Origin of the sequence: Aerosakkonema sp. BLCC-F183 (genome assembly GCF_041929145.1) — a bacterium.
In the GTDB taxonomy this organism is placed as follows: domain Bacteria; phylum Cyanobacteriota; class Cyanobacteriia; order Cyanobacteriales; family Aerosakkonemataceae; genus Aerosakkonema.
The window spans coordinates 1-13,768 of record NZ_JBHFNU010000102.1; the positions used below are offsets into that span (position 1 = coordinate 1).

General features: G+C 44.7%; 9 protein-coding genes. 3 read left to right on the forward strand and 6 right to left on the reverse strand.

Annotated features, from left to right (window positions below; genetic code table 11):
• Positions 1-349 precede the first annotated feature (349 nt).
• Positions 350-589 carry a zinc ribbon domain-containing protein gene (locus ACE1CD_RS29165; protein ID WP_374827018.1) on the reverse strand — a complete coding sequence of 80 codons (240 nt, stop codon included), beginning with the start codon at positions 587-589 and terminating at the stop codon, positions 350-352.
• A gap of 12 nt (positions 590-601) precedes the next feature.
• Here ACE1CD_RS29165 and ACE1CD_RS29170 point away from each other — a divergent pair, with 12 nt between their 5' ends.
• The 3 genes from ACE1CD_RS29170 to ACE1CD_RS29180 all read left to right on the forward strand — a co-directional run bounded on the left by ACE1CD_RS29170 (position 602) and on the right by ACE1CD_RS29180 (position 3,569).
• On the forward strand, positions 602-1,327 hold the full coding sequence (locus ACE1CD_RS29170; protein ID WP_374827019.1) for a phytanoyl-CoA dioxygenase family protein: 726 nt from the start codon (positions 602-604) through the stop codon (positions 1,325-1,327).
• 13 nt (positions 1,328-1,340) lie between these two features.
• Entirely contained in the window at positions 1,341-1,802 is a 462-nt protein-coding gene (locus ACE1CD_RS29175; protein WP_374799885.1) for a DUF29 domain-containing protein, read from the forward strand.
• Positions 1,803-1,874: 72 nt separating this feature from the next.
• Positions 1,875-3,569 (forward strand): mucoidy inhibitor MuiA family protein, encoded by a 1,695-nt coding sequence (locus tag ACE1CD_RS29180; RefSeq protein WP_374827020.1) that lies wholly within the window; start codon positions 1,875-1,877, stop codon positions 3,567-3,569.
• A gap of 274 nt (positions 3,570-3,843) precedes the next feature.
• Here ACE1CD_RS29180 and ACE1CD_RS29185 read toward each other — a convergent pair whose 3' ends face one another.
• From ACE1CD_RS29185 to ACE1CD_RS29205, 5 genes are all read right to left on the reverse strand, one after another.
• Positions 3,844-5,343 (reverse strand): CHAT domain-containing protein, encoded by a 1,500-nt coding sequence (locus ACE1CD_RS29185; protein ID WP_374827021.1) that lies wholly within the window; start codon positions 5,341-5,343, stop codon positions 3,844-3,846.
• Between the two features lie 54 nt (positions 5,344-5,397).
• Entirely contained in the window at positions 5,398-6,420 is a 1,023-nt protein-coding gene (locus ACE1CD_RS29190) for a hypothetical protein (RefSeq protein WP_374827022.1), read from the reverse strand.
• A gap of 240 nt (positions 6,421-6,660) precedes the next feature.
• Complete coding sequence (locus tag ACE1CD_RS29195) at positions 6,661-8,031, reverse strand: pentapeptide repeat-containing protein (RefSeq protein WP_374799891.1); 1,371 nt, start codon at positions 8,029-8,031, stop codon at positions 6,661-6,663.
• Between the two features lie 359 nt (positions 8,032-8,390).
• Positions 8,391-9,083, reverse strand: a complete 693-nt coding sequence (locus ACE1CD_RS29200; RefSeq protein WP_374799893.1) for a sugar transferase — start codon at positions 9,081-9,083, stop codon at positions 8,391-8,393.
• A gap of 185 nt (positions 9,084-9,268) precedes the next feature.
• Positions 9,269-13,168 carry a hypothetical protein gene (locus ACE1CD_RS29205; protein WP_374827023.1) on the reverse strand — a complete coding sequence of 1,300 codons (3,900 nt, stop codon included), beginning with the start codon at positions 13,166-13,168 and terminating at the stop codon, positions 9,269-9,271.
• Between the last annotated feature and the right edge of the window lie 600 nt (positions 13,169-13,768).

The window sequence follows — 13,768 nt, forward strand, 5'->3', positions numbered from 1 at the left end:
TTTGCAGTAATTTGTCAACAATTTGACCACTCCTCAAGCACCCCACTCCCCCATCAACCTAATGGTTGATTTTGGTCGGAGATGCTTTCTTCGTCGTCCGGCTTATATCCCCACTTAACATTCGTATCGGTGGGGACTTACGCCGATTTTGTTAATACTCTTTTGGGAGTTTGGGAAATGTCTCTCGTTGCATAGGCGTGCTGTAGAGCGATCGCATCTCTTCAAAATACCGATTTTTCATGAACTACTCCGCCCAAATCAAAGATTTGGACGAAGTTTCTGACGCTTCGCAGAGGGAGCTTGCTTAAACCCACCCCAGTAGGTAGAAGTAGAGGCTCCCTCTCCACGTTTATCGACGCTGGTTCCCAACAAGAAAGCGTAAATACTCTGCACAAACCTGAGCCGAAGCGAAGTCACGGTCGCAAGTATAATTGCATTGAAGGCATTTATGAACTCGTTCTGATAAAGTTTTAGGTTTAACGTAATCACATTTTGGACAACGTTGACTCGGTTTAACTTTGTGGGTAGGAACTTCTACAAATATCCCACCAGCTTCCGAAACTTTATACTCAATCGCTGATCGTAACATTAGTGTACAAAGATGTCAACTAATTTAAACTCTCACAGGCATTGTGTTGACAAGATAAACTTACTTCAATCTATTCAAAAAGATGGATTTAGTATACTAGAAAAAGCGATTGATGCTAACCAAATCGCTACTTGCAAAAGTTTGTTGCAATCGGCAATTCAGCATAGCAATGCCAAAGGTTATGGGATGCGCCGCTTATTAGAAGAAATTCCGATGCTGCGACAACTTTGTTGGGAAATTCCAATTCGCAATTTGGTCGAACCAATACTCGGCAAAAATGCTTTTCCCGTGCGAGGGATATTTTTTGATAAAAATCCTCAAGCTAATTGGGGTGTTTCCTGGCATCAAGATATGACGATCGCCGTTAAGCAACGTGTTAATATATCCGGGTTTTGGCCTTGGTCAATTAAAGATGGCATTCACCACGTCCAACCTCCCATTCCTATTTTGGAAAGAATGTTAACTTTACGCATTCATCTGGATGATACCTTGGCAAATAACGCACCTCTACAGGTTATTCCCGGATCTCATCTTCACGGATATGTGAAACCGGAAAATATCCAAAAATTGAAAGAAAATACTGTTAATTGTCCTGTTTATTCCGGCGGCGTATTGGTGATGAAACCTTTGTTAGTTCACGCTTCCCAACCAGCAAAACAAGCAAGTCATCGGCGCGTCATTCATATTGAATTTGCGGCAGAGGAACTACCGGGAGGTTTAGAATGGTATGGTTCCTAAGTGGGGTGGAAGTATGACAGCAAAAATAGAAACTAACCAAAAAAATTTGTACGAAACAGACTACCTGAAATGGATTGAAACCACAATAGAAAATTTGCGAGTTGGCGACTACTCAAACATCGACTGGGAAAACTTGATTGAGGAATTAGGAGATATGGGGCGGAGTGAGCGCAAAAGCTTAAAGAGTAATCTTATAGTAGTCCTCACTCACTTGCTCAAATGGCAGTATCAACCAGAATTCAGAAGCGGTAACTGGAAAGGTAGCATTGTCGAACATCGCCGACGCATTCGGGAAGGACTGAAAGATTCTCCCAGTTTGAAACCTTATCTAGAAGAAGTATTTGCTGAATGTTATGCGGATGCGGTAGAAATTGCGAGTGCGGAAACTGGACTTTCAGTGGAAACGTTTCCGCAATTATCTCCTTACAGTTCGTCAGAAGTTTTGGATGCTAATTTTCTGCCCGAATCACTTTAAAGTTCAGGTGCGTTAGCCACAGCGTAACGCACCCTACAATATGCTATTAAATGCTTAAAGGAGAAAGTGGCAGTGACTGACTCACAAACACCAAACCAAACAACGAGTAAGACACTAGATACTCGCATTTCCGAAGTAACGGTTTACACAGACCGGGCGAGGGTGACGCGGCGCGGTGTTGTGGCGCTGACTGGCGGAGAAAGGGAATTAGCGATCGCCTCCCTACCCGTCAACGTCCTGTCAGAATCTATACGCGCAACAGGTTCTGGTACAGTACCGGTGCGATTGATCCAAGTACGGACAGAAGGCATTTTCTCCCCCGAACCAACTTCAGAGCGGGTAGCCCACCTAAACCAGCAAATCGAACAATTGGAAGAAGAAAAACGCCGGATTCGAGATGAATTGAAGTCGCTTGAATTGCAACGTAATTTTGTGCAAAATTTGGGCGAAAAATCGGTGGAAAAATTTTCTATAGGACTGTCTCAGCAACAAGTTGGACTGAATGAAACGAGAGATTTACTGAGCTTTTTAGGTCAGCGAAATAGCGATTTTTCAAATGCAATGGCGCAGCTAGAAAAGCAAGGTCAACAATTAGAAAAACAAACACTAGCGCTGGGCAAGCAGTTGTGGGAAATAGAAAAATTTCGCCCCCAAGAAAGTTTTAGTATTATCGTTGCGATCGAGCCATCTGGCGCTGGTAATTTCGAGTTAGAAGTTTCCTACATCGTTACTGATGCCAGTTGGACTCCTCTGTACGATTTGCGCGTCAATACAACAGCAAATACTTTGAATCTCAGCTATTTAGCGGAAGTTCAACAAAAGACTGGCGAAGATTGGTTGGGTGTTTCCCTCACTCTTTCTACTGCTAAACCCGGTTTGGGAACACTCCCGCCAAAGCTCGATCCCTGGTATATTAATGTGCAAAAGCCATCTTATAATGTACCTGACTTTCTAAGAAAACCGCGGGAAGGAGCGCGGGGACGAGGTAAGGTAAAGGCTGAAAATCAGTTAAGCGCTGATGAAATTAACACTTTTGGGGACGACGACTACGACCTCGCACTTTTAAACGAAAATCAAAGACGCGCTGAAGAATCAGAATCGGCACCTTCAGTACAAGCTGAAACTGTTACCGCAGTTGCTTCTACCTCTGGCGGTGTTGTCACATTTGAAATAGGCGGTAACAGCGACATTCCCAGCGATGGAACACCGCACAAAATTACTATTTTTAACGAAAACTATCCTTGTCGAAAAGAGTACATCGCCATACCTAAATTGGTTAGTTTCGCCTACTTGCAAGCGAATGTTACCAATCCGCCAAACGGTGCTACCCTCTTACCCGGAAATGCCAATATTTTCCGCGATGAAACTTTTGTCGGTACAAGCCAAATAGAAAACGTTTCACCAGGGGAAGAGTTCAAGATAAACTTAGGAATTGACGAAGGATTGAAGATCGATCGCGACTTAGTGGAACGAAAAGTAGATAAAAAGATAATATTCGATCGGCGTCGCACAACTTACGCTTATCGGCTAAACATTGCCAACTTACAAGAGCGAGAAACCACCTTGAAGCTAACAGAGCAATTGCCAATTAGTAAGAACGAACAACTAAAAGTACATCTAACTCAAAGTAATCCTAAAATTCAACCAAGTGAGATGGGATTGTTACAATGGTCGCTAACTTTACCGCCACAGTCAAAGCAGGAAATATACTATCAATTTACAGTAGAGCATCCCCCTTATTTCAGAATAGAAGGTTTGGATATTTGATCGGCAGCTACGCATTTAAATGGAATAAAGAGGCGGGCAAGATGCCCATCCGACAAGTAGTATAATTAAACGTAGGGTGGGCAGTGCCCACTATTATCTAATCTCAAACTTTACAGGCATTTTGGTTGGCAGTACCCACCCTACTAAATATCAATGAAATAATATCTGTGTTCATCTGTGTTTATCTTTATTCATCTGTGATGAAAATTTAACCAACGATAATCGGAGAAAATCAAATAGCTTAATTCCTGCGAAATTAACCACACTTCGCCAATTAATTCCAATTTCCAATCATCGTATAACCCGACCAAAAGTAGGGATGAGATAAAATAATTGTTTCACCTCCGCTAGCTATTTCTGGAGGGAGAGGAATCCGACGACCATCGGATAATAATAAATCTCCCCCTTGCAATCGGACTTGTCTTTTCAACATAGCCAATTGAGCTTCTCTCAAAGCTTCTGCTTTTATTGGTGCCGTTCGCAACTTGTGATAAAATTCCGTCATCAGCCCCAAGGAACCTACATCGCTAGCATACCAAAGACTGCCAACAGCACTTTTCACACCGGCCTGAACTGCCAAACCTGCAAATCCCAATTCTGCTTGTTCGTCTCCGAGCGCAGTTCTACAAGCACTTAAAACAAGCATTTCCACTTTTGGAGATTTATGCCATTCCAATTGGCGCGAAATTTCTTTGAGTCGATCTAACTTGAGTTTATAATTCCAAAGTTGAATGTAAGATTCGCTTACTTTTCCTGGTTGAAATTCGGCATGAGTAGCTATGTGGATAATGCCAAAACGTTGTTGGCGACTGAGAGATTCCAGTTTTTCCAATGTCGATTCTTCGTTTAAAAAACTTTGACCATCCTGCCAAAGAATGTTAGTTAAAGTCGGCACTTCTACAGCTACTGCGGGTAAAGGAGATTGTGACTGGGTACTTTTAGATATTCCCATTGCCAATATGCGCGAATTGGCAACAGGAATATAGCGAGTATCGGTGAGGCTAAAGCTTGGGATTAAAGCCAAATTATATTGCTCGATCAGAAAATTTTGCCCGTTGTAAAAAGCAGCTATTGGCAGCGATCGCAAACCTGCATCCATTGAAAATATCAAACTGTCTATTTTGTTAGCTGCAAGTTCTGGTTGCACGGGAGCGACTATCCATTCATATAGTTTTTGTGCAAAAGCTCGGTAATCGTTGCTAAGATTGGGATTGGTTACTTCTGCACGAAATTGTTTGGCAACTGTTTGGAGATTTTTTCGATTGGCGGCAGTGACAATCTTGCGAACGAATAAAGTAGAATTGTCATTTTGTTTAGAACTTGTCTCAGTACAACGTCTCGGATTGGGCAAAACAAGTAATAATTCCAGTTGTTTTTCTAGAGATATTACGTAAAGTACTGCCGCTTTTTTTCCTGTCGTTTCAGCCAAGTTACAGAGACTTTGAGATATTTCTTCAGGGGAAACAGTTTGGCCGAAAAAATTAGTGCCGAAGTATTGACCAAATTCTACTGCTTGGAGTTCTTCAAACATCTGCACTGACCGACCAAAATCTGCTTGCTGTAAATTTCGATCGAAACCACTCCGATCGACTCTTATTCCGCCTATATTTTGCGGCGGTTCGCTACCTCTTTCCACAGGTTGGGGATTAATTTCTCCTGGGTTGGGAACAGTCACATCCGACTGCGTTCCCGATTGGTTAAGTCCTGGTTTGGCTAAAATAAAAAGACAACCTATAACCAGCACAACATATAGTGAAGATTTAATCAATTTCATCTTTTATGCTAATCGGTAATTGAATCATTGCCTCTGCCCCATTATCCTGGGTATTTAAAATGATATTAAATAACCTACTCCCAAGATAAATCGGCTCCCATCACCAGCACTGCCAGTAATATCGGTTACCCCAGGCGTAACCACCAAAGGAATATTGCGGAACGGTAAAACAGATAATCCGATCGTCAAATCTTGACCTGACCATTCTGCTATTAAATTTACAGGTTCGGCTACTCGCACGGCAACGCTGCTAAAAAAATTAACTGAATTGACATCTTTATTAATGTTAGATTCGGAACGGAATTGGCCGCTACCAACGCCAGCAGAAACATACAATTGACTGAAAGGCCGATCGACTCGATCGCGCAGGCGAAATCTTTTTGTCACCACACCGTAAACACTTGTACCGCTATCCGTAAGACCCCAGTCGATCGCATTGAGGGTGCCCACAGCAACGGCAAAATCATCAGGTAACTGGCGATGAAGCTTGAAGCTGATACTACCATCTTCTGCCGTATCCAAGTCAGCGATCGACACACCAATATCCAAACCTACCGCTTTTCTGGCATCACCCAATCCAAAACCAACTCCCAAAACCCCATCAGCTTCATTGGTGAAACGAGTTCTTGGTTGTAAACCCAAACCAACGCTGATACTTCCCCATGATTTACCATAAGCTGTGGGTGTAATGACAGAAATGTTGGGAGCAATACTGTATCTACCAGGCGCAAGCAGCGTTGACGATGGCAGCAGTGGCAAGTTTTGCGGTACAAAAGGCTTTTCTTGAGATGCAGACGGTTCAGTTTGTAAACTGGGAGTGCCCGTTTGTGCGGGACTTGCCTGCCGATCTGGTATCTCAGGGGTTTGGGCAAAAATATTATCTGCAAACCAGTCCAATGACTCGCAGGAGTTTTGTTGGGAAACGCTACAAAAAACTAAAGCTATATCCCTTTCTGGGGCGAGTGTCTGTTGAGCGAGGCTAGTTTTCGGAGCTGCTGCTGTGGCGATCGCAAGCGCAGAAACGATAAACTTCAAGACAAAATCAGTAGGTCTGGGAGGATCGCAAGTTAATCTCATTGAAGCAGTGTTTTGGTAGATTAGCCGATTTGGCCAGAGTTAAGCAATTTTAGAATTTCGATTTTAGATTTTAAATTGAGTAGGGCTACAAAAGGACTCAACACATAAAAAAACGCTCCAAATCCCTAACTATGGAGCGCAGCGAGCCTGTAGATCGATTGGCGATCGACAATTACAGCTAGAACACCTAATCAGTAATTCCAGAAAGCGTAGGATCGGCGATATCTTCCGCCCCAACCTCTATCTCGTCACCTGACTCAAATTTATCTCACCCAGATTTACCTCAAACTGATTCGTACCATCCATAGTTGTACCAGTCCAATCCGCCTCTGCGATTTGTGCCCCACTCAGGCACGCCCCTCTCAAGTCCGCTCTCGTCAGATCTACCCCTCTCAAGTCAGCTTCCCTTAGATCGGCCTGATTTAAACAAGCTCCCGTCAAGTCTGCGCCTCGCAAATCTGTCCTGCTAAGATTTGCCCCGCTCAAATCTGCTCTGGTCAGATCTACCTTTCTTAGATCGGCTTCGCTCAAAGAAGCTTGATTCAAAGAAACTTGAGTCAAGTTTGCACCTCGCAAGTCCGCTCCTTGCAGCTTTGCTCCTTCCATCTGTGCCTTTCTCAAGTCTGCTCCAGCCAGGTCTATTTGCCTCATGTCTGACCCGGATAGATTCGATCGACGCAGATTTGCACCGCTCAAATCTGCACCGCTCAAGTCTATCCCGCTCAAGTTCACCTGCGCGAGCGACGCACCTGGAGCGATTAAAAAAGCTCCCGCCTTATCTGGCTCAAAACCTTGAGAGAAGCGCGTTTCCTGACAGTAAACAGCTCTTTTAACTAGGACATCCCTGAGATCTGCCCCGCTCAAATCAGCCCCACTTAAGTTAGCTCCACTGAGATTGGCCCCGTTCAGGTTGGCCCCGTTCAAGTTGGTTTTTCTTAGGTTCGCCCTCCGCAAGTCTATCCCCCGTAAATCTGCCCCATTTAGATCCACACTGCTGAGGTTGATATCCGGAAGAGATGCTTTAGGGGCAATCAAGTAAGCCCCTGCTTTACTGGCATCAATACCTTCGCTGAACTTAGTTCCAGGACTGTAGACGGCATTTCTCAGAGTCGATCCTTTCAAGTCTGCCCCTGTCAGATCTGCCCCACTCAAGTTAGCTCCCGCGAGGTTGGCATTTTCCAAGTTAGCCCCGACCAGGTTAGCCTTGCTTAAGTTAGCTCCCCTTAAATCGGTTTCAATCATTTCTGCGCCAACTAAGTTGGACTTGCTGAGATTGGCTCCCCTTAGATTTGATTTTCTAAGACTTGCCAAATTCAAACACGCTTCGGTGAGGTTTGCTCTACTCAGACAAGCTTCACTTAAGTCACACTCAATTAAGTCAGCATAACTCAGACAGATTTCACTCATGTCTACCTGTCTCAGGTCAGCTTTTCTCAAATAAGCACCCTTGAAGTAAGCACCTCTTAGGTCTGTTCCTTTCAAAGTAGGCGTTGCCAAATTCGCACCTGTAAATGCCTGCCAATTTCGGTCTTTGTCACTCAAGGATGGCGAGAACGAAAACCCACTATTGAATATTGATTTAGATGGATTGTCGCCTCGTTGATTAGCCACGTTTTTAAGTATTTATACGGTAGATCGACGTTTTAAAGCGGTCTCTCACAGGAGACTAGAATATTTATATTACTGGTTGGCTTCAATATATCAAAAATTTTTTTTAGGCTGCGATCGCAACCTGAATCTGAAAGTGCGGCTCTGCCTGTCTTTAGGAATGATTTAAAGACTCTGGCATTGCGGCGAGAGTTACTTCACCATAGCTGCCCAGCAGCAGTGCAGCTGATACGTGCTAGCGATAGAGGAATTTCGCGAGTCGTCAGACCTCATCCCTGTTGGGATTGGGCATTTGTTATCTGAAAATATAGGAACTATTTAACTCGAATGCAATAGTACGATAAGTAGCTATCTTTAAAACCTTAGCAAGCCCCACTTTTGCTCAAAACCACCTGGATGGTTTTCAGAATCAGGTTGATGTCGTATGGAATTGACCACTTGCGTTGGTAGTCCACATCCATCCGCACGATTTCTTCAAAGTCTTTGACTGTGGAACGACCGTTAGCCTGCCATTCGCCAGTTATACCGGGCTTAACCCGCAACCGCTCCCAATGGTGGCTTTCGTATTTGAGGACTTCATCTACTGTGGGCGGACGAGTGCCCACTAAGCTCATATCCCCCACCAACACATTCCAGAATTGGGGTAATTCGTCTAAGCTTGTACGACGTAAGAATCTACCAACGGGGGTGATGCGTGGGTCGTTCTCATTTTTAAAGATATGACCGTTTGCTTGGTTTTCTACCGCATCTTTCATCCGCTCGGCATTAATGACCATTGACCGGAATTTCCAAATGCGGAACAGGCGACCGTTCAAACCGCAGCGCATTTGGCTGTATAAAATTGGGCCTGGACTGTCCAGTTGTGTAGCGATCGCGACTGGTATGGCCACAACAGCAGCGATTCCCAATCCCACTATAGCTCCGACAATATCGATCGCACGTTTGGCTTTGCTTCTAACCGAAGGATGCAGCGATTTTCTCGCAAAAGTGAGTTTGTATCCACGATTGAGAGAAGATTTGATGGAGAAAGCACCGGATAAGTCAGATGTAATCATTGCAGTTCCCAGTCAGTCAAGAGTAGGTCAATGAGCTTAAACGCAATATAACCTCGCTCTGTGCCGTCGAGAGGAGTAAGAGTACTGACTTTACGGAATCTTTGTAGTATTAACTTGCTTTTTAAAGTTTTAGTATTTTCACCCAAATGGGTGTGTTGTTTTATATTTCCTGTAGTCAAGTGTAATTAAGTATCAGTGTTGTCTGTTGGTGCTAACCAATAAACAGCGTAAGGTTCCTCTAATTTTTGGTGAGTTTGCTCCAGCAGTGCCTTCAAATATAGACGCAAGCGATCGCCTTGTTCGGAATTTAACCAATAAGTGTGATTATCTTCTTTATAAAAGAGTTTCCTAGCTGTAAGCGCCTGATATACAGGATTTTGCCACGATTCCTGATTTAGCAAGTCTGCATCCATTAGAGAAGGAACAACACCGATGGGAAGCTCTCCCTCCAGAAGAGCCAAAAGGCGTCCTTGGCAAGCTTGAGTATTAATACCCCTACGTTCCAGCAGCTGAAAAATTCTCCCGATCGGAAGCGGTTTTTCTCCAAATACGCGCAGAAGTTCCGCCAGTAGAAAGTACTCGCTGTACTGTTGTTTGAATCGATCGAATACTTGGGTATACAGAGGCAAGGATGCCAATCCCAACGCCACCCTGCCAGAATGATTAACTGGATCTTTTCTGCTTCCGCCTTCATCCTTAATTAAAGTGGCATTGGGGAGTTTTTGACGCAGCCAGTCGCTTACGCTGGGTAACAAAGCTGTGCCACCAGTACAAATTACTTGCTCGATCGCTTCTACAGGTATTCCCAGCACAGCCAGTAAAGTGTTCAATTCTCGATTCAGGCGTTGAATAAAAGGGGCAAAAACGCGGTTTTCTAAATCTTGTCGCCGCAAAACCCAACGGTTTTCGCCAATTTCTACAGTAAAGCTTTCTTGATGTAGCAATACGTGCTTTGCATATTGTGCCGATGCCAATAAATTTTTCCCAAATGGAGTACTCTCCAATCTTTGTTGCCACAGGTAACGAGTTGGCAAATCGGGATCGCCCGCCAGCGGCAAGTCTAAATTTTTACTACCTAATGAGTCTGTAATACTGAGTAAAGAAATTGTCTCAGGATTCAAAAGCAATTGGCAGATAATATCTTGGTCTAGATAAGAGCCTGCATAAGGAAAACTACGGAGTGTGAAGTCAGCAGATGTTAAATCTTCGATATGCTTGGGTAAATCCACTAAAGCGATCTCGGTAGTAGTTGCCCCAGTGTGGAGTATGACTGTGGTACCCCGCCAAGTTAGTTTTGTCTTTGTCTGTTGTCTGGAATCATTTGTGGATGGCAACTCGCTCTTTTCATCTCCCTCCGTGTAAGGGGAGTTTGATAATGCAGCCAGGAATGTGGCGATCGCTTCCTCAACAAAACAAATGCGATCGGGAGATGACACCAATCCAGCACCCAAAATACTTTCCCGCACGTTAAAGCGGTATGCTTCCGACCACTCGGCGGGACAGCTGACGATCGCCCCCGCTAGCTGATTGAGCGCGGAATGCAGGGTTTCTTCCTCCAAACCAATGGCGGCGATCGTATATCGAGAATTAGCATCCAAAAATGAACTGTTTTCTCGTAATTCCAAACTTAAGATTTCCGGTTCGAGATGGGAATCACTATCTGGGATCTCTAATTCCTTATCTTCTCGTACTTCATTTTTGGCAGGATTGAGGCTAGTTAACAATGCTTGCAGCGCTTGCTTCGCCTGCCAAAGCGGAACCCTGTCTCTGGAAGAAACCTGCAAAACAGGCTCCCATCTATCCCTTTGGGCGCAATAGTAGGGCAGACCGATTTTTAACAATGGCTTAAAGTTCCGCAGCAATATGCCGTTATCATCAACCGCCGCAGGCAAACGAAAGGTTTGTTCGCTTGTCTCCGAATGTCCTGCGGGTGACCAGGCAATCGGATAGATCTGGCGGGTTAAGCGATTCAACAAAGTCGCAGAAAGCCCTGTTGTCCCGAAATCAATTCCCAAGTACCAGATGGGAGGAGGAGAAGGAGGTAGTGGCGGAAGGGGTGTAGGGGTGAATGAGGATGGCCTAGAAAAGGGAATGCGAGGCGGCGGGGTGAGTTTTTGCCAAAAATTGATTGTTTCTGTCTTTTCTTCCTGCTTTGCTTCGTCAAGCTTCTCTTCATTTCCTCGATCGAAAGTCGCGAGCGTTGAGGTGTCTTGTTCGTCTTGTTCTTGTTCTACTTTTTTACTTTCCCAATCTTCACTTAGAGTCAGTTCTGTTGCATTCGCTACTTTTTTTTTTACTTCTTCTTGATTCGGCCTCGATAATGAGAGTGGATCTATTTGCGAATCAGGTTCCGCTACAGGTAATTCGAGCTCTGTTTCGAGAGATTCGCCAAAAAGGTCGTCAAATTCGGCCAAAATTTCTTCTGGAATCGTACAAGGTATTTCTTCTGACCCAATCAGGCCATATTTCTCCTCTGTTTGGGGCGTGAGATCCTCAATTTCTCGATCGTCGCTGGAAGAGTTTGCTGTTTCGTCAATGTTTAGTAAGACTGCTTCTCTTTGCGAAGCAGTTTCCTGTTCCACAGGAGCATCTTCGTCTTTATTATCGCTGCTGGCAATTTGGTAAGCCGATGCTGTAGCTGTTGGTTGTGTATTCCGGTTTGCTTGTGTCCTTTCGATCGCGCTTTGCTCTGAATTATCCCGACGCTGCAAAATATCGCTTTCTTCTTGAACCTGTGGTGAATCGAGTCCCTCCAAACCGGAAAGATCCTGGCTCAACTGCTCCAACATATTCTTGCCGACCCAAAGATCCACATTGGACTTCCCCTCTAACCGATCTGTTGACAGCAAATCTTCTTCTGGTGATGCTGGTAAGTAGCTTTCTGCTTCTGTATCGGCAGATTTAAGAACGCTTTCAGCAATCTCCTCGATCGAGATCGGCTCGCTGAGCAATTCATCTTCCAGAGAGTCCGATCCAAGCAAACGTGCTGTTTCGTCTATTAAATCGGTCAGAGCTGCTATTGTGTCGGTGCTTTCCCATGCGCTCGTTTCCCCAGTTCCCTCTCCTGAGTCTTGGGGAAAAGAAACAATGTCTGTCGATTCTAAATCTACCAGTTGCCGATCGTCTGCGGCGGCGATGCGATCGCTTTCATCTGTCGATCGCATTGACCGAGCGAAATCTTCCTCATCTTGTGCTATTTCATACCTGTTTGTTGCTGCGGGAGCAACTTCCCGAAACTGGGGTGCATCTTCAATACGGCAGGCTGGTGGTGAACTTTCGACGATATCTAGAATGTTGTAATCTGAATTTACTGAGTCGTTTTCTTTACTTGCCGACTCGTCAGTATTTGTTGCCTCAGCTTGTTGGTTTGCCTGAATCGATCTCTCCCACTGCTGTATATTTGGAGTCACTAACTCAGCACCCGCATATGGTAGCGGTAGATCTCCTTCGCTGAGGATGTTTGGTATTTGAGGAGAGATTATCTGGGTTGCTGTTGGCTCTGCTTCCTCATCTGGCCAAAGTTTACTCTGCTGAGTCGGGGAAGTTGTTTCCGTATCCAACAGCAATTCCGAAGTTTTCTGTTTTAACTCTCCTTGCTGTTGGGAAAGATAATTTTGTCGCTGTTGTTCGAGCTGCTCTATTTCTGCTCTGAGAGCTTGACGTTTTTGCTGTAAGGCTTCTAAGTCTGCTTGGCACTGTTGAGTCAACTCGGTCAGAATTTTGGCGCGTTCGTAGAAGGTTCGCAGGTAAGCCATTTCTTCTACCACTGCTTGCAAAATTTCTTGTGGCGTCTTTTTTTGAGTTGAGTCGATTGCCAGAGACTCAAGGCGATCGACTGATGGAGCCTGTACCAATGCCATTTCACCTGCCAATGGCAATTCTGTGGTTTGGCCGATCTCAACTTGGCTTGTGGAGGCAAATTCTTGCTGGAGCATATCCAGGCTGTTGCGAACTCGTTCTAAAACGCGACGCCGATCGGCCTCTTCTCCAGATTTAAACCAACCCAGGCCGGATTTTCTGCTTTTGCCAAGTACGTTATCAATCTCTGCGATCAGTGCCTGAATTCGATCCGTGTGAAACTTCACGGTGAAACCGCTCCTTTAAATTCCTAGCAGAACCGGCTTGAATCCCATTTATTTCGGCCATTCGTCATCGGAAATTTGGGTTTGACACTCACCGTCCTAGAAGTGCGGTGATTCTTGGGCTGAATCATGCCTCTATTGACCCGTGTCAAAGAGGGTCTTACAGTTTCATGTCTAGTCCGACTACACCTTTTACAGCAAGCGCTCTTATGGACTACTCCCCAAGCGTAAATTTCTGTGTGCCCCACAGTATTTAATTGCTTTTTCGACCTTACAGTTTGGACTTACTTTTACACCATTGACTGTTAAGCATTTCCGGATCGCGGAGTAGGACGTTAAACCTGTTTCCTCATCGTTCCTGCGGTCATCGATTTAACAATATTATCTCACAAAGTAGCCACTCTAGGGAAATCCTCAAACTGACACTCCCGTCGTGCTGGACAAAGTGTATGCTAGGAAATGCAAGAATAGACAGCCAAATCAAAATTAACGGCTGCTTGGTTTCTCTGGAGGTTAGACCGTGCCTTCCACTTACGCTCTGTAAAGTTTGGTATGGCCACAAGATTAAACGTATGAGGTGCTATCTTTAGCCATAAGTCCCCA

Bases quoted from the DNA above. Each gene is read 5' to 3' on its own strand.
- ACE1CD_RS29165 (WP_374827018.1), bottom strand. From the start codon at position 589: ATGTTACGATCAGCGATTGAGTATAAAGTTTCGGAAGCTGGTGGGATA.
- ACE1CD_RS29170 (WP_374827019.1), top strand. From the start codon at position 602: ATGTCAACTAATTTAAACTCTCACAGGCATTGTGTTGACAAGATAAAC.
- ACE1CD_RS29175 (WP_374799885.1), top strand. From the start codon at position 1,341: ATGACAGCAAAAATAGAAACTAACCAAAAAAATTTGTACGAAACAGAC.
- ACE1CD_RS29185 (WP_374827021.1), bottom strand. From the start codon at position 5,343: ATGAAATTGATTAAATCTTCACTATATGTTGTGCTGGTTATAGGTTGT.
- ACE1CD_RS29190 (WP_374827022.1), bottom strand. From the start codon at position 6,420: ATGAGATTAACTTGCGATCCTCCCAGACCTACTGATTTTGTCTTGAAG.
- ACE1CD_RS29200 (WP_374799893.1), bottom strand. From the start codon at position 9,083: ATGATTACATCTGACTTATCCGGTGCTTTCTCCATCAAATCTTCTCTC.